The 16,655-nt window shown below is 62.4% G+C and carries 14 protein-coding genes; 6 read left to right on the top strand and 8 right to left on the bottom strand.

Annotated elements, in window-relative coordinates; genetic code table 11:
* Positions 1 to 19 precede the first annotated feature (19 nt).
* Genes coaBC through ACR0NB_RS13680 form a run of 4 tightly spaced genes read left to right on the top strand, consistent with a single transcriptional unit; the run spans position 20 to position 4,832 of the window.
* Positions 20 to 1,216, top strand: a complete 1,197-nt coding sequence (coaBC, locus tag ACR0NB_RS13695; RefSeq protein ID WP_170360365.1) for a bifunctional phosphopantothenoylcysteine decarboxylase/phosphopantothenate--cysteine ligase CoaBC — start codon at positions 20 to 22, stop codon at positions 1,214 to 1,216.
* A gap of 39 nt (positions 1,217 to 1,255) precedes the next feature.
* A complete protein-coding gene (gene dut / locus ACR0NB_RS13690) occupies positions 1,256 to 1,711 on the top strand; it encodes a dUTP diphosphatase (RefSeq protein WP_170342597.1) in 456 nt (151 codons plus the stop codon).
* Entirely contained in the window at positions 1,711 to 2,757 is a 1,047-nt protein-coding gene (locus ACR0NB_RS13685) for a HesA/MoeB/ThiF family protein (protein WP_480775967.1), read from the top strand. The genes dut and ACR0NB_RS13685 overlap by 1 nt, the downstream gene beginning before the upstream one ends.
* Positions 2,758 to 2,816: 59 nt before the next feature.
* Positions 2,817 to 4,832, top strand: a complete 2,016-nt coding sequence (locus ACR0NB_RS13680) for a M3 family metallopeptidase (RefSeq protein ID WP_480775966.1) — start codon at positions 2,817 to 2,819, stop codon at positions 4,830 to 4,832.
* A 47-nt stretch (positions 4,833 to 4,879) separates the two neighbouring features.
* Here ACR0NB_RS13680 and ACR0NB_RS13675 read toward each other — a convergent pair whose 3' ends face one another.
* From ACR0NB_RS13675 to ACR0NB_RS13650, 6 genes are all read right to left on the bottom strand, one after another.
* A complete protein-coding gene (locus ACR0NB_RS13675) occupies positions 4,880 to 5,812 on the bottom strand; it encodes a 2-hydroxyacid dehydrogenase (RefSeq protein ID WP_480775965.1) in 933 nt (310 codons plus the stop codon).
* Between the two features lie 15 nt (positions 5,813 to 5,827).
* Positions 5,828 to 6,967 (bottom strand): rod shape-determining protein RodA, encoded by a 1,140-nt coding sequence (gene rodA, locus ACR0NB_RS13670; RefSeq protein WP_480775964.1) that lies wholly within the window; start codon positions 6,965 to 6,967, stop codon positions 5,828 to 5,830.
* Positions 6,964 to 8,910 (bottom strand): penicillin-binding protein 2, encoded by a 1,947-nt coding sequence (gene mrdA / locus ACR0NB_RS13665; RefSeq protein ID WP_170391925.1) that lies wholly within the window; start codon positions 8,908 to 8,910, stop codon positions 6,964 to 6,966. The genes rodA and mrdA overlap by 4 nt, the downstream gene beginning before the upstream one ends.
* Positions 8,907 to 9,443, bottom strand: a complete 537-nt coding sequence (locus ACR0NB_RS13660; protein ID WP_170438452.1) for a rod shape-determining protein MreD — start codon at positions 9,441 to 9,443, stop codon at positions 8,907 to 8,909. Before ACR0NB_RS13660 ends, mrdA begins: the two co-directional genes overlap by 4 nt.
* Positions 9,436 to 10,338 carry a rod shape-determining protein MreC gene (mreC, locus tag ACR0NB_RS13655; RefSeq protein ID WP_170365324.1) on the bottom strand — a complete coding sequence of 301 codons (903 nt, stop codon included), beginning with the start codon at positions 10,336 to 10,338 and terminating at the stop codon, positions 9,436 to 9,438. Before mreC ends, ACR0NB_RS13660 begins: the two co-directional genes overlap by 8 nt.
* Before the next feature lie 61 nt (positions 10,339 to 10,399).
* On the bottom strand, positions 10,400 to 11,446 hold the full coding sequence (locus ACR0NB_RS13650; protein WP_093963423.1) for a rod shape-determining protein: 1,047 nt from the start codon (positions 11,444 to 11,446) through the stop codon (positions 10,400 to 10,402).
* A gap of 156 nt (positions 11,447 to 11,602) precedes the next feature.
* Here ACR0NB_RS13650 and ACR0NB_RS13645 point away from each other — a divergent pair, with 156 nt between their 5' ends.
* On the top strand, positions 11,603 to 12,388 hold the full coding sequence (locus tag ACR0NB_RS13645; protein ID WP_170438451.1) for a 23S rRNA (adenine(2030)-N(6))-methyltransferase RlmJ: 786 nt from the start codon (positions 11,603 to 11,605) through the stop codon (positions 12,386 to 12,388).
* A gap of 168 nt (positions 12,389 to 12,556) precedes the next feature.
* On the opposite strand, the gene ACR0NB_RS13640 is transcribed toward ACR0NB_RS13645, so the two are convergent.
* A complete protein-coding gene (locus tag ACR0NB_RS13640; RefSeq protein ID WP_480775963.1) occupies positions 12,557 to 14,128 on the bottom strand; it encodes a 2-isopropylmalate synthase in 1,572 nt (523 codons plus the stop codon).
* Positions 14,129 to 14,415: 287 nt separating this feature from the next.
* Here ACR0NB_RS13640 and ACR0NB_RS13635 point away from each other — a divergent pair, with 287 nt between their 5' ends.
* Entirely contained in the window at positions 14,416 to 15,081 is a 666-nt protein-coding gene (locus ACR0NB_RS13635) for an SDR family NAD(P)-dependent oxidoreductase (protein WP_480775962.1), read from the top strand.
* 4 nt (positions 15,082 to 15,085) lie between these two features.
* On the opposite strand, the gene ACR0NB_RS13630 is transcribed toward ACR0NB_RS13635, so the two are convergent.
* Positions 15,086 to 16,558: an MORN repeat-containing protein gene (locus tag ACR0NB_RS13630; RefSeq protein WP_480775961.1), complete on the bottom strand. Its 1,473-nt coding sequence runs from the start codon at positions 16,556 to 16,558 to the stop codon at positions 15,086 to 15,088.
* Positions 16,559 to 16,655 lie beyond the last annotated feature (97 nt).

The following is a 16,655-nucleotide window of genomic DNA, read 5'->3' as shown; positions in this document are numbered from 1 at the left end:
CGACCGGGAAGGGCTGAACATGCTGGCATCCAAACGGATCCTCCTGATCCTTGGCGGTGGGATCGCGGCCTACAAATCGCTGGATCTGATCCGAAGGTTGAAGGAGCGCGGGGCGGCGGTGACCCCGGTCCTGACCCGCGCTGCCGAGGAATTCGTGACCCCCTTGTCCGTGTCTGCACTTGCCGGTGAAAAAGCTTATCGTGATCTGTTCGACCTGACGGACGAGGCCGAGATGGGACATATCCAGCTGTCACGTTCGGCCGATCTGATCGTCGTGGCACCGGCGACCGCGGATTTGATGGGAAAGATGGCCGGGGGGCTGGCCAATGATCTGGCATCGACCCTGTTGATGGCCACGGATACCCCTGTTTTGTGCGCGCCGGCGATGAACGTGCGGATGTGGAACCATCCGGCAACGCGTCGGAACCACAAGCAGCTGATCGCGGACGGCGTCCGGTTTGTCGGACCCAATGACGGTGACATGGCTTGTGGCGAGTTCGGTCCCGGCCGCATGTCGGAACCTCTCGAAATCGTGGCGGCGGTCGAGTCTGCCTTGTCGGATGGCCCACTGAAGGGTAAGCGGATTCTCGTGACGTCGGGGCCGACGCATGAGCCGATTGATCCGGTTCGGTACATCGCAAACCGATCCTCGGGGGCGCAGGGGACGGCGATTGCCAACGCTTTGGCGGCCCTGGGGGCCGAAGTCGTTTTCGTAACCGGCCCCGCGGATGTGCCACCACCCCAGGGCGTCCAGGTTGTGCAGGTTGAGACTGCGCAACAAATGTCGGATGCGGTGGACGCGGCTCTGCCGGTGGATGCGGGCGTGTTTGCCGCAGCCGTGGCCGATTGGCGGGTAGACGGGGCATCAGACCGCAAGTTGAAGAAAAGCCGCGACGGAATGCCTGCACTGCAATTTGCCGAAAACCCGGACATCCTCAAACGGATTTCGCATCTGGAGACCGGCCGACCCAGCTTGGTCGTGGGTTTCGCCGCCGAGACGGATGATGTGATCGCCCACGCAACCGCCAAGCGGGCGCGCAAAGGGTGCGATTGGATTCTGGCCAATGATGTCAGTTCGGTGACCGGCATCATGGGTGGGGCCGAAAATGCGGTCGTGCTGATATCGGATGCGGGTGCCGAGGAGTGGCCGCGCATGGGCAAGGACGCAGTGGCCGTACGGCTGGCGGAAAAGATCGCGGCCGCGCTGGCGCTGTGATGCGGTTGTTTGACAGAAGATGAAGGTTGGGATGCGCTGATGGTGGCAATCCGGGTGATTCGAGAAGACGGGGCCGATCCGGCCATTGCATTGCCGTCCTATGAAACGGCCGGGGCAGCCGGCGCGGATGTGCGGGCCAACCTGCCTGATCGAGGATCGATCACCCTTCAACCCGGTGAGCGCGCCTTGGTTCCGACCGGCCTGCGGGTAGAGATTCCGGATGGATATGAGATCCAGGTGCGTCCGCGCTCGGGACTTGCGTTGAAACACGGGATCACGCTGCCGAACGCACCGGGCACGATCGACAGCGACTATCGCGGTCCCTTGGGGGTGATCGTGCTGAATGCGGGTCAGGAAGCCTTTGAGATCGGACATGGCGACAGAATTGCGCAGCTTGTCGTGGCCCCGGTGATCCAGGCGCGGTTCGAGATGGCGGACAGCCTGCAGGAATCGCAGCGCGGTTCCGGTGGGTTCGGATCCACGGGGCGCGCCTGATGGTTCTGGTACTGGCACTGGCAGCGGGGCTGTGGGGGCTTGGCTACCTCGCTGGTGCCTCGCGTACTGCCCGTTGGGTGTCGGTTTTGGTGTTGCTGGCAGGTGTGGTTCTGTCTCATCTGGTTTTGCCCGACGGGAACCCACTGCGCGAGGCCACAGGCGGCTCGGCCGCGATGTGGCTGATCCTGGGTGGCTTCGTTCTGCTGGCCATGGGTTATGGCGCTGTGGTGAAAGCCCTGAGGCGCCGGGCCAATCCTCCGTCGGATATTCGACCGCGCAGCCCATCTGACCAGTTCAGCGAAGCCGAACTGGAGCGCTATGCCCGTCACATCGTCCTGCGCGAGCTTGGTGGACCCGGGCAGAAACGGATGAAGACCGCTCGTGTATTGGTGATCGGGGCAGGTGGATTGGGCGCACCGGCGCTGCAGTACCTTGCCGCCGCCGGCGTGGGCACGATTGGCGTCATTGATGATGACGTCGTCGAGAATGCCAATCTGCAGCGGCAGGTCATCCATCGGGATGCAGACATCGGAATGCCCAAAGTCTTTTCTGCGCAGCAAGCAATGGAGGCGCAGAACCCCAATGTCATCGTTCGCCCCTATCACCGCCGCCTGACGGACGACATCGCGGCCGACCTGTTCGCGGATTATGACCTTATCCTCGACGGCACCGACAATTTCGAAACCCGGTATCTGACCAACCGCACCGCGGTGGCTTTGGGCAAGCCCCTGATCTCAGGCGCGCTGTCCCAATGGGAAGGCCAACTGAGCGTGTTTGACACCGCCAACAACGCTCCCTGCTACCAATGCATTTTTCCCGAAGCGCCTGCGCCGGGTCTGGCGCCCTCCTGCGCCGAGGCCGGGGTGGTCGGGCCACTGCCGGGCGTGGTGGGGGCGATGATGGCGGTTGAAGCGGTCAAGGTAGTCACGGGTGCAGGTCAGGCCTTGCGTGGCGAGATGCTGATCTATGACGCGCTTTATGGCGAAAGCCGCAAGATCACCCTGTCCCGGCGGGACGATTGCCCGGTTTGCGGTCAACCCGTTTGATCGCGGCCACTGGACGAGCTTGCCCGGCATTCCTAGCTTGACGCTTGAAGGAGACCCCAATGACCAATCCGATCCTGTCCGACTGGACGATCCCGTTCGAAATCGCGCCCTTTGCCGAAATCTCGGATGACGATTTTGCCCCGGCACTGGAAGCTGCTCTGCAGGCCCATGCCGACGAGATCGACACCATCGCGACGAATACCCAGCCCGCGAGTTTTGCCAATACGATCGAAGCGCTGGAAGCGGCGGGCGAGGCCTTGAACAAGGTTCTGTCGGTGTTCTTCACGGTCGCTGGCGCAGACAGCAACCCGGAGCGCGAAGCGCTGCAACGGGAGTTTTCGCCCAAGCTTGCAGCCCATTTCGCCGCGATTTCCTCGAACAAGGCGCTGTTCCAGCGTTTGGACGACCTTTGGGCGAAACGAGATACGCTGGATCTGACCGAGGAACAGGATCGGGTTTTGATGCTCACCCATCGCGGGTTCGTCCGCTCGGGTGCAGCGCTGCACGGTGCGGAAGATGCCCGGATGCAGGAGATTAAGGCGCGTCTGGCGTCATTGGGCACCGCGTTCACGCAAAACCTGCTGGCGGACGAGCGTGGCTGGTTCATGGAACTGACCGAAGATGACCTGGCGGGACTGCCGGGTTTCGTGGTTGATGCGGCACACGCGGCCGGTCGGGAAAAAGGGGCCAAGGGGCCGGTTGTCACGCTGTCGCGGTCTCTGATCGTGCCGTTCCTGCAGTTCTCGCCACGTCGTGACCTGCGCGAAAAGGCTTACCGCGCCTGGGCGTCACGCGGGGCAAACGGAGGCGAGACCGACAACCGCGCGATTGCCGCCGAAATCCTTCAGCTACGCGAGGAACGGGCCAAGCTGCTGGGCTATGACAGCTTTGCGGCCTTCAAGCTGGAGACCGAGATGGCCCGAACCCCCGAACGGGTGCGCGACTTGCTGATGCAGGTCTGGGCACCCGCCAAGGCCCGGGCCGAGGCCGACGCGGAGATCCTGACGCGGATGATGCAGGAGGATGGCGTCAACGGTCCGCTCGAACCCTGGGACTGGCGGTATTATGCCGCTAAACGGCGCAAGGCCGAGCATGATCTGGATGAGGCAGAACTCAAACCCTACCTGCAGCTGGAGCGCATGATCGAAGCCGCCTTTACCTGCGCCAACCGCTTGTTCGGTTTGGAGTTCGCGCCGTTGGATGTGCCGCTGTACCATCCGGATTGCCGAGCCTGGGAGGTGACCCGGCGTGGCAAACACGTTGCCGTGTTCATCGGAGACTATTTTGCGCGTGGATCGAAACGGTCGGGTGCGTGGTGCAGCGCGATGCGCGCGCAGGCCAAGTTTCCCAAGGTCCAGACGTCAATCGTCATCAATGTTTGCAATTTCGCCAAGGGCGATCCGGCGCTGCTGTCATATGACGACGCACGGACCCTGTTTCATGAATTCGGGCACGCGCTGCACCAGATGCTGTCGGATGTGACTTATGACAGCATCTCGGGGACCAGCGTTGCGCGGGATTTCGTGGAGCTGCCCAGCCAACTGTATGAGCATTGGCTGGAAGTACCGGAGGTTCTGGCCGAGTTCGCAACTCATGCCGAAACCCGAGCTCCGATGCCACCGCAACTGCTGGACAAAGTTCTGGGCGCCGCCAATTTCGATCAGGGTTTTCAGACGGTCGAATACGTCGCCTCGGCGCTGGTCGACCTGGCCTTCCACGACGGTCCGGCCCCGGCTGACCCCATGGCGAAGCAGGCTGAGGTTCTGGCCGAGATCGGGATGCCGCATGCCATCGGTATGCGCCACGCGACGCCGCATTTCGCTCATGTATTTGCGGGTGATGGCTACAGCTCGGGTTACTACAGCTACATGTGGTCCGAAGTGATGGATGCCGACGCATTTGCTGCCTTCGAAGAGGCAGGAGGCGCGTTTGATCCCGAGCGGGCGCAGGCTCTGGAGGACAATATTCTGTCCAAAGGAGGCTCGAAGGAAGCCGAGGATCTGTATCTGGCGTTCCGGGGCCGGTTGCCGGGTGTCGAAGCCCTGCTGAAAGGTCGGGGACTGGTGGACTCGTAGCGGTCGAATAGCGCCCGGCAAGACGGGGGCGGCGGCCCCCGATGGCCTTAGTACCCGAGTGCGCGGTCGACGAGATGCAGCAGCGGCCGTCCGGATTCGCTGCGTTGGATGTTTTGGCAGATCACCTGCGCAGCCGTTTCGGGCCGGGTTTCCGACGCGATATGCGGCGTCACGGTCACATTTGGATGCGCCCAGTACGGATGATCGGGGGGCAGCGGCTCGGTTCGGAACACATCCAGCGTGGCATGCCCCACTTGGCCGGTGTTCAGCGCCTGCAACAGCGCTTCGTCGTCAATCAGCGGGCCTCGGCCGGGGTTCAGTATGCGCGCACCTTTTGGCAGAAGTGCCAGAGTGTCCGCGTTCAGAGTGTTCTCCGTGGCTACCGTTTCAGGCAGCAGCAGGACGAGTATCTCGGCCTGGCTCAGGGCGACGCGCAGCCCGTCCGATCCGTGCAGGCACGTGACACCAGACACGTCCTTGGCCGAACGGCTCCACCCTGTCACGTTGAAGTTCAACGCCGCCAGCGCCCGTGCCGCAGCCCGGCCCAGGGCGCCAAGTCCCAAAACGCAGACCGATCGCTGTGTGGCGAGCGGAGGCGGATCCGGGGCCCATACCCCATCCTGGACCGTGATGTGTCGATCCATGCCCAGATGGTAGCGCAGAACGTGCCCCACGACCCATTCGGTCATGCCCTGGGTAAGACCGCGATCGACCATCCGGGCCAGCGGCACGGTCAGCGTGTCGTTCGAGGCTATCTTCTCGACACCGGCCCATAGGCTGAGCACGGCCTTAGCGCGCGTGTAGGGCGTGAAATCAAGCAGCCCGCCATTGGGTGCATAGACGATGTAATCCACCTGATCGGGCGGCAGGTCGGTGGCGATAGTGGCTTTGACCCCTGCATCGGCCAGCCCGGTGTTCAGCAAGGGCTCGTAAACCGGCCAAAGTGCCGGGCGGGCGGAAAACAGGACGTTCACGGACATGGTCGGCCTTTCGGATCAACGAGGACGGTGAATATGCGCGCTTTGCACGATGCCGAAGGCGGCCATCAGAACCAACATGGCCGAGCCCCCATAGCTGACCATCGGCAACGGAACACCGACCACCGGCGCCAGCCCCATGACCATCGACATGTTGACGGCGAAGAACAGAAAGAAGTTCAGCGAAATGCCCAGTGTCACCAACGATGAGTACCTGTCCTTGGTCGACAGCGCCGTGACGAGGCAGAAGATCAGGATCAGTCCGTAAAGCAGCAACAAGGTAGTGCCCCCGACAAAGCCGAACTCTTCGGCCAGTGTCGTGAAGATGAAGTCGGTGTGCTTTTCGGGCAGGAAGTTCAGGCGTGACTGGGTGCCTTGCATGAAGCCTCGACCGTTCCAGCCGCCGGATCCCAGGGCAATCTTGGATTGTGTGATGTGATACCCCGCGCCCAACGGATCGGTCGAGGGGTCAAGGAATGTGTCGATGCGCCGGAATTGATAGTCCTTGAGCAACTGCCAATCCGTGCCACGGCTTTTGAACACCGTTGAGATCAAGCCGACACCCGCCGCGATGACCGCTGCGAAATAGGCCCAATGCACGCCCGCCAGAAACATCAGGCCTCCTCCGGCCGCCAATAGCAGGATTGCAGTTCCCAGATCGGGCTGACGCAGCACCATGAAGGTCGGGATCAGGATCAGGACAACCGGGATCAAGACCCAAATCGGGCGCGAGGTTTTGTAGGAGGGAAGCCAATCGTAGTAGGCCGCCAGCAACATGACCAAAGTCACCTTTGCCAGTTCGGAGGGCTGCAGACGCATGAACCCCAGGTCGATCCAGCGTTGCGCACCCATGCCGATGGTGCCGAACAGTTCGACGAACAGCAGAAGTCCCAAAGATACAAGATAGGCGACGACGGACATGTTGCGCCAGAACCAGATCGGAACCAATGCGACGATGAACATGACTGTCAGGCCCAAGCCAAACCGTTCCATCTGTGGTTCCGCCCACGGCGACCACGAGCCGCCGGCCACCGAATACAGCATCAGAATACCGGCACTTGCGACGCTGATCAGCAAAAGCGTCAGCGGCCAGTTCATGTACAGAACCTTGCGGATCCCCGTCGGCGTGGTCTTGACCGCATATTCAAGATAGCTCATGCGCGGTCCTTTTCGTCAGGGCGCGCTTTCGGGCGGCGATCACCTTCCAGACGTTTCTGCTGTTCCTTGATGCGGTCGCGGTCGGCCACGGGATATGCTTCCAGCGGCGGGGTGCCGTTGTACAGAGCCTGCAGCATCACGTCCCGGGCTACGGGGGCTGCAGCCTTCGAACCGCCGCCGCCATGTTCGACCACGACGGCCACCGCATATTTCGGATTGTCGTAAGGGGCAAAGCTGACATACAGCGCGTGGTCCCGCCGTTCCCAGGGCAGGTCTTCGTTGCGGATGACCCCGGCGGCCCGTTCGGCCTTGGTGATGTTGCGGACCTGGCTGGTGCCCGTCTTGCCGGCCATGCGGAATTCGTCTGCGATGATCCGGCTGCGATAAGCGGTGCCGCGACGGTCGTTCGAGACCTTGTACATCGCGTTGCGCACCTGTTCCAAGTTGGCCGGATTGACGTCCAGCGGCTCGCCCGCGCCCGAAGGCTGTTCGACCCCGTCGACACTGCGGATCAGACGCGGTGTCACCGATCGGCCGGTCGCGATGCGTGCAGTCATGACGGCCAGTTGCATCGGCGAGGCCAACATGAAGCCCTGTCCAATCGAGGCGTTTGCCGTGTCGCCGACCAGCCAGTCCTGTCCGTGGGTGGTCTGCTTCCATTCCTGGTTCGGCGCTAGGCCGGCCGCCACGGCAGACATCGGCAGGTCGTGTTTGATGCCGAGGCCGAACTTGCGCGCCATGTCCGAAATTTTGTCGATCCCGACCCGCAGGGCGACGTCGTAATAGTAGACGTCGCAACTGCGCTTCAACGAGGTTTCCAGATCGACCATTCCGTGTCCGCCGCGCTTCCAGCAGTGGAATCGACGGCTGCCCACCTTCAGGTAGCCGGGACAATAGACGGTGTTGCCCGGGCCGACGACGCCGGCCTCGAGCGCGGCCAGCGCGGTGATCATCTTGAAGGTCGAACCGGGCGGATAGGTGCCCTGAACCGTCTTGTTGGCCAACGGGCGGTGGTTGTCCTGGGTCAGGGCCTGGTAATCCGCCACCGAGATCCCGCGCACGAACAGGTTGGGGTCGAAGCTGGGGGTCGAACTGATGGCCCGCAGATCGCCCGTCTCACAGTCGATCACGACCACGGCGGCGCTTTCGCCGGCCAGCCGGGCCTGCGCGTATTCCTGCAGGTCGGCGTCGATGGTCAATTGCAGGTCGGCGCCGGGCTGGCCCTCGCGGCGGTCAAGTTCCCGCATCACCCGGCCAGTCGCGTTGACCTCGACCCGCTTGGCGCCCGCCTTGCCGCGCAGCAGGTCTTCCTTCTTGGCCTCAAGCCCGACCTTGCCGATCTGAAAGCGCGGGATCATCAGAACCGGCTCGGGGTCTTCCATCTTGCTCAGGTCATAGTCGCTGACAGGTCCGACATACCCGACCACGTGGGCGAAATCCTCGTAGCGGGGATATTGACGGGTCAGTCCGACCTCGGGCGTGACGCCGGGAAGGGCGGGGGCATTGATCGCCACCTTCGAGATATCTTCCCAGGTGACCTGGTCGGCCAGCGTAACCGGCAGAAACGGCGCCGTGCGTTTCATCTCGGCTTTGGCCCGCTCGATCTCGTCTTCGTTCAGCGGGATCAGCTGTGACAGTTTGGCAATGACCTTGTCGACGTCGCCGGCATCCTCGCGCACGATCACGATGCGGTAGGACGGCGCATTCTGCCCGATGATCTGACCATTGCGGTCGTAAATGCGCCCTCGGGTTGGCGGAATGAGCCGGATGTTGATGCGGTTTTCTTCGGCCAACAGGCGATATTGGTCGGCCTGATCGACCTGCATGTAACGCATGCGGGCCGCCAGACCGCCGACGAATGCGAATTGCATACCCCCCAGCACCAGCGCGCGCCGGGTCAGCCTTTTGTATGCGGCGCCTTGTGTTTTGGGTGTGCGTTTCATGAGCGTGTTCCCACAGTGGCAACATCTACCGCAGATGGCCTGCGGACGCCAAATATGGTTTGGCTGAATGCAACGACAAGCGGGTAGGCCAGGACCGTGAAGACCACTTGGACAAATACCGGGCCAATGCTGGCCTGACTGACGGACAGCAGCGCCAGAACCGTCCGGTTGAAGGCAAAGATTGCCGCGATGACGACGCCCACCGTCGTCCACTCGCCCACGAATCCGACGTCGCGCATTCCGGGGCCTGCCGATCGCAGATAGGCGGAACCGATGACAACGGATGCCGCCAGCAGCCCCGGCGGCCGTTGCAGCAGCAGGTCGGCCATCAGCATGACCGCAGCGATGCTGAGTGTCGGTACATATTCCGGCCGCCTGAGGACCCATGCAAAGGTCAGGCAGATCAGGAAGTCAGGAAAGGGCAGACGACCCGGTTGCGTGTTCAGAGGCAACAGGTGAAAGAACATCACCGTCAGAGCGAGGAACAGGTACAGGCCCCGCATCAGCCATAGGCGTGACGTGGCGCTATCCATCGGCGGCCTCCTCGGTCGGGAGAAGAGCCTCGGGGCGCGGAGGTCCGACGATGCCGCCCGGGTCTCGGATCGGGGCGGCCGAGTGGTAGCGCAGGACTCGCAGGAATTCCAAACGTTCGAAATCCGCGGACAGTCGGACGCGCAGACGCCCCCCCGGATCGGCGGCGATCTGGCCGATCAGAAGGCCCGCAGGAAATACGCCGCCATCGCCTGAGGTCACCACACGGTCGCCGGGTCGCACCAGTTCACGGCTTTCAAGAAACTCGACGGCTGGGGCAGGGGTATTGTCACCGGTAATCAGCGCGGTCTGGCCCGAGGGCTGGATCGTGGCGGGAATCGCGCTCGAGGCGTCGGTCAACAGGATGACCCGCGCGGTATCCGGGCCAACGCCAGAAATCCGGCCCACCAGCCCGATGCCGTCCATTGCGGCCCAGCCGTCGACGATCCCGTCACGCTCGCCGACGTTCAGCAAGACAGATTGCCGAAATGGCGAGCCGCTGTCGGCCATGACGACCCCGGTAATATAAGTCAGACGCGGATCCAGTCGAACGTTGTTGAGGTCCAGAAGCCGCGCGTTTTCCTGCTCCAGCTGCAGGGCCGCCTCTTTCCAGGCGCGCATGCGGCGCAGTTCACTGCGCAGTTCCTGGTTCTGCTCGCTCAGCCTTTGGTAGCTTTGGAAATCCCGTACGAGGTTAATCGCGGCCGTGACCGGAACCATCGCCCATTCCATCGAGGGCACAACGGCATCCACCACTTGGGCCCGGAACCTTTCGACCCGCGGGCTGTCGATGCGCCAAATCAGGAATATGCCCAGCAGACACAGAACAAGGATCCCCATGAACAAGCGGCGCAAGGGGGTGGTGTAGTCGTCGCGCTGTGCTCGGTCTTTTGCCACAGGACTCCTTCCCGTGCTGCTCGTGCCCGATCTTGAACCCTCAGATCAGAGGGTGCGCGCCTTAGCTTTCGTAGTCAATCGCGTGGCGCAGCTGTTTTTCGTATTCCAGTGCCTTGCCGGTGCCCAAAGCCACACAATTCAGGCTTTCGTCGGCAATCGACACGGCCAATCCGGTCTGTTCGCGCAGGGCCAGGTCCAGATCACCCAGCAGCGCGCCGCCACCGGTCAGCATCACGCCCCGGTCCACGATGTCCGCGGCCAGATCCGGCGGGGTGGTTTCCAGCGCGGTCATCACCGCCTCGCAGATCTGCTGGACGGGTTCCGACAGCGCCTCGGCCACCTGGGCCTGGCTGATCTCGATTTCTTTGGGAACACCGTTCAGAAGGTCGCGCCCGCGGATGTGCATCGACTGCCCGCGCCCGTCATCGGGCATCCGGGCGGTGCCGATGGTGGTCTTGATCCGCTCGGCGGTGGATTCGCCCACCAGCAGGTTCTGCTGACGACGCAGGTACGAGATGATCGCCTCGTCCATGCGGTCGCCCCCCACGCGGACTGAGCGAGCATAGACGATGTCTCCCAGCGACAGGACAGCCACTTCGGTGGTTCCGCCGCCGATATCCACGACCATGTTGCCGGTGGGATCGGTGATCGGCATCCCGGCTCCGATGGCGGCGGCAATCGGCTCGGCGATCAGACCCGCGCGCCGCGCGCCTGCTGACAGAACCGATTGACGGATTGCGCGCTTTTCAACCGGCGTTGCCCCATGGGGAACGCAGACGATGATCTTGGGCTTCGAGAAGGTCGAACGCTTGTGCACCTTGCGGATGAAGTGCTTGATCATCTCCTCCGCGGTGTCGAAATCGGCGATCACCCCTTCGCGCATGGGGCGGATGGCCTCGATCGAGCCGGGGGTGCGGCCCAGCATCAGCTTGGCGTCTTCGCCCACGGCCAGAACCTTCTTGACCCCATCCTTGACATGGTAGGCAACAACCGAGGGTTCCGACAGGATCACGCCACGCCCCTTGACGTAGACCAGCGTGTTGGCCGTCCCGAGGTCGATGGCCATATCCGCTGTGAACAGGCCGCCCAAACTGTCAAAGATCCCCATATTCCCCTGATCCTGTCTGTCAGATGTTTTCTACTGCCCGCGACTCGACGGTTCCGGGACGGATGACTTATAGGGTGCCATGACGCCCGGTTAAAGGCCTGATTCCGCGTAAATCAGCACCTTTCCGCCTCTTTGACAGGGACTTTAGAAGGCAACATGCTCTCATATCAACACATTTACCACGCGGGAAATCTGGCGGACGTGCAAAAGCACGCTTTGTTGGCATGGATGCTGGACTACATGACCCGCAAGGACAAGCCGATCAGCTATCTCGAGACCCATTCGGGGCGTGGTCTGTACCACCTCGATGCGGCCGAGGCCGTGCAGACCGGAGAGGCGGCGGCAGGGATCGGGCGCGCGCTGAGCAACGGGTGGTTTGCCGACGATCACCCGCTGGCACGCGCGTTGCGCTCGGTGCAGGCGAAGTTTGGCGAAACGGCCTACCCGGGCTCGCCGATGATTGCGGCAAGCCTGCTGCGTCCGCAGGACAGTCAGCATTTCGCCGAGCTTCATCCGCAGGAATACGCGGCGTTGAAAAAAGCGCTGACCGGGCGCGGTGCCAAGACCTACAGACAGGACGGGTTCGAGCTGGCTCAGTCGGTTCTGCCGCCCACGCCTCGGCGCGGGGTGATGCTGATTGACCCTAGCTACGAGGTAAAGGCGGACTATGGCCGCCTGCCGGGGCTGATCGCCAAGTTGCACCGCAAGTGGAACGTGGGTCTCATTGCGCTGTGGTATCCGATCCTGACAGACGATCGGCATGTTCCGATGGTGTCGGCACTGAAGGGCTTGGACCTGCCCAAAACGTTCGTGCACGAAGTTCGGTTTCCGCCTGCGCGTGAGGGTCATCGGATGATCGGTTCGGGCATGTTCGTGGTCAACGCGCCCTTCGGGATCGAAGACGAGGCGGCGCGCCTTTCCGACCTGTTCGCAAAGATCTGACGGTGCTTCAGGGGCGAAGGCCTCCCGCCCCGTCTGACAGCATCAAAGATGCCGCTAAACGTGTTGGGCCCGGCACCGCGCCTTGGCGCGGTGCCGGGCCCAAGTCCGTCAGGCTGCGCGGCGAAGCCGGGCTGCCGCGGGCGCGGGAGCCCTGCCTGCCATGTCTGATCAGGTCAGATCCTTGTAGCTGATCTCGCGCGCATCCGCGCCCGGGCCGGCCTTTTCGCGGCGCATGATCAGACGGTTCAGCGCGCTGATATAGGCCTTGGCCGACGCCACCACGGTATCCGTGTTCGCGGATTGGCCCGTGGCGATCATGCCGTCTTCCTCCAGGCGTACGGAAACAGTGGCCTGTGCGTCGGTGCCCTCGGTGACGGCATGCACCTGGTAGAGCTGCAGATGCGCCTTGTTCGGGTAGATGGCCCGGATCGCCTTGAAGGTCGCGTCGACCGGTCCGTCGCCGTGCTCGGTGGCGATGACATCCTTGCCGTCGACCTCCAGTTCGACCGTCGCTTCGGCCTGACCGCCGGTGCCGCAGGTGACTTTCATCGAGACCAGCTGCAGGTGGTCGTTGGCCTCGTCATCTGCACTCATCAGCGCGATCAGGTCGTCGTCGAACACCTCTTTCTTGCGGTCGGCCAGATCCTTGAACCGCACGAAGATGTCCTTGAGCTGGTTGTCCCCGATCTCATAGCCGAGTGTCTCCAGTTTGTCGCGCAGCGCGGCCCGGCCGGAATGCTTGCCCAACGGAAGCGAGGTGCCTGAAAGGCCGATATCCTCGGGGCGCATGATCTCGAAATTCTCGCGGTTCTTCAGCATGCCATCCTGATGGATGCCGCTTTCATGTGCGAAGGCGTTCTTGCCGACGATAGCCTTGTTGAACTGCACCGGAAAGCCCGAAACCGTCGCCACCCGACGCGAGATGTGCATGATCTTGGTGGTGTCGATGCCCGTCTTCCACGGCATGATGTCGTTGCGGGTGCGCAGGGCCATCACGACCTCTTCCAGCGCGGTATTGCCCGCGCGTTCTCCCAGGCCGTTGATCGTGCATTCGATCTGCCGGGCCCCGCCTGAAACGGCGGCCAGAGAGTTGGCGGTCGCCATTCCAAGGTCGTTGTGGCAATGGGTGGCGAAAATCACTTCGTCCGCGCCCGGAACGGTTTCGATCAGACGTTTGATCAGGTCCGCGCTTTCAATCGGCGCGGTGTAGCCTACCGTATCGGGAATGTTGATCGTGGTCGCGCCGGCCTTGATCGCAATCTCGATCACGCGGCACAGGTAATCCCATTCGGTCCGGGTCGCATCCATCGGCGACCATTGCACGTCTTCGCAAAGATTGCGGGCGTGGCTGACGGTCTCGTGGATCTTTTCGGCCATCTCGTCCTGCGTCAGGTTCGGAATGGCGCGGTGCAGCGGCGAGGTGCCGATGAAGGTGTGGATCCGGTTCTTTTCGGCGTGTTTCACCGCCTCCCAGCAGCGGTCGATATCGGCGAAATTGGCGCGCGCCAGGCCGCAGATGCGGGCGTTCTTGGACCGCTGCGCGATTTCCGACACGGCCTTGAAATCACCCTCGGAAGCGATGGGAAAGCCGGCCTCGATGATGTCGACGCCCATGTCATCCAGAAGCTCGGCAATTTCCAGCTTTTCGTCATGGGTCATGGTTGCGCCGGGGCTTTGCTCGCCGTCGCGCAAAGTGGTGTCAAAGATCAAGACGCGGTCTTGGTCGGTCACGTTGGTCATGGGGGTCACTTTCTTGTCTGTCCTAAAGCCAATGGCGCGCAGGCGTCCTCCTCTGAGCGGGCGCGCCGGATGGCACGCTCAGAGGCGGATTAGGATCAGTAGGCCACGCAGGGCAGCGCCGGCGGACGCGGCGAAAGCAAATGGGATATCTGCGCGGTTGATCATGGGTTCGAGGTTATACACCCCGAACCGGGAATGAAAAGAAAGAAAATGCGCGGCTGTCCGATTTCGCGAAAGGATCGGAAACGGGGATTGATTGCGTGAGCAACTCCGCTAGCTGGAGGGCGATGAGAAACGCATTGGTCATAGGTTCAAGCGGGGGGATCGGCCGGGCCGTCTGCAACGAGCTTCTGTCGCGGTCGGTTCATGTGGTCGGTCTGTCGCGGTCGGAAAATGGGCTGGATTTGATGCAGCCGGAACTGGCCGACGAGATTCTAGGCCGGATCGAGGGGCCGTTCGACCTTGTTCTGGTGGCATCCGGTGCGCTCGAGATCGACGGGGCGGAACCGGAAAAGACCATTCGGGCGGTGTCGGCCAAGGCCATGATGGATCAATTCGCCCTGAACGCAGTGGGCCCGGCCTTGGTGTTGAAACACGCGCATCGCTTGTTGCCGCGCAATGGGCGGTCGGTTTTCGCCGTGCTGTCTGCGCGCGTGGGCTCGATCGGGGACAACCGTCTGGGCGGCTGGGTCAGCTATCGCGCGGCCAAGGCGGCGGTGAACCAGATCGTGCACACGGCCGCAATTGAACTGGCCCGAACCCACAAGGATGCGATCTGCGTCGCCCTGCACCCCGGAACGGTCAAGACCCCGTTCACGCAGAAATACCTGGGCCGCCATCCCGCGGTCGAGCCGAGTGACGCCGCCCAAAACCTTCTGCGGGTTGTGGATGGTCTGACGGCTGATCAGACCGGCCAGTTCTTCGACTGGGCCGGCCAACCGGTTCCCTGGTAGCGGGCTATCCGTCCGATGGGGTGACTTCCGGGTCCTGTTCGGCCTCAGGCGGCTGCGGCTCGTTGCCCGCGGGTTGCGCCGCGCCTGCTTCGGACAGAGCGCCGTTTTCCCACGTGCCGCTTTCCTCTTCGCCATTTGCATAGCGCATTGTTCCAGTGCCTTGGCGTTTGCCGTTCACGAAGTTGCCTTCATAGACATCGCCATTTGCATATGTCGCGACACCTGCGCCGGTGATTTTGCCCTCGGTCCACTGGCCGGAATACTTGAAGCCATTCGCCATCACGACCTCGCCCTGGCCATGGCGCTGACCGTTCTGGAAATCACCTGTGTAGACCGTGCCATCCGCGTAGGTGGCGGTACCCTTGCCTTGACGCACGCCGTCTACCCATTCGCCATCGTAGCGAGAGCCGTCGGCACGGGTCAGAACGCCGGTGCCATGCGTTCGGGCATTCTTGAACTGTCCTTTGTAGATCGTACCATTTGTGTAGGTCGCGGTGCCCTGACCCTCGATCACCCCTGCAACCCAGTCGCCGTCATAGGACGACCCGTCGGGATAGGTGATCCGGCCTTTGCCATCGGCGAGGTCCGCCTTGAAGTCACCGACATAGACCGAGCCGTCGGGATAGGTCAGTTCGCCCAACCCTTCGATCTGACCGTTTTTCCAGTCTCCGGTGTAGACATAGCCGTCGGTGCCAGTGAACGTACCCTTGCCGTGTCGGCGGTCGTCGACGAAATCGCCTTCGTAGGTATCGCCGTTCGCGTAGGTCGCCTTTCCCTTGCCCTGCCGGCGCCCGTCCACCAGGGCGCCTTCGTATACGTCACCGTTGGCCTGTTTCAGTACGCCGGTTCCGGTGATCCGGTCCTCGGTCCATTCGCCGGAATAGATCATGCCGTCGGGCAAGGTCAGCGATCCGTTGCCCTGACGCTGGCCGGCAATGATATCGCCTTCGTATACCGCGCCGTCCGCATAGGTGATCTTGGCCTTGCCCTGGCGAACGCCGTCCACCCAGTCGCCATCATAGGCATAGCCGCCGGGGTCTGTCATGACGCCTTTGCCGTCATGCTGGGCATTCATGAAGCCGCCTTCGTAACGCATTCCGTTTGCGTATTTCGCGATGCCGGTTCCGTTTATCGCGCCGTCGGTCCAGTCGCCCTCGTAGGTGCCGCCGTCGGCAAAGGTGATCTTGCCTTTGCCGTGCGGGCGACCTTTGACGAAATCGCCCTCGTAGACCGATCCATTGGCGTAACGTGCCACGCCTTTGCCCTGAATTTCTCCTTCGACCCACTCACCGGTGTATTCAAAGCCGTCGGGTAGGCGATAGGTGCCGGTTCCGTGACGCAGCCCGTTTTCAAAGGTGCCTTCGTAGACCCCGCCCACATCGTCATCTGCGGTGATGATCTGGCCCTGCTGCGCGGACGCGCTCTGTGCGGCGATGCCCATTGCGGCAACGGCAATCGTTGTACGAAAAGCGTTCATGGTAGTCCCTGCCTGCCCGATTGTCCCGTGGTGCATTGGTTCGTGCAAAACTATGACACTGATGAAGGTCGGGCAACGGGTTTTGCCGCATTGGCCT

Source organism: Ruegeria sp. CG3 (genome assembly GCF_056537205.1).
This window is presented reverse-complemented; position numbering and strand designations above follow the sequence as displayed.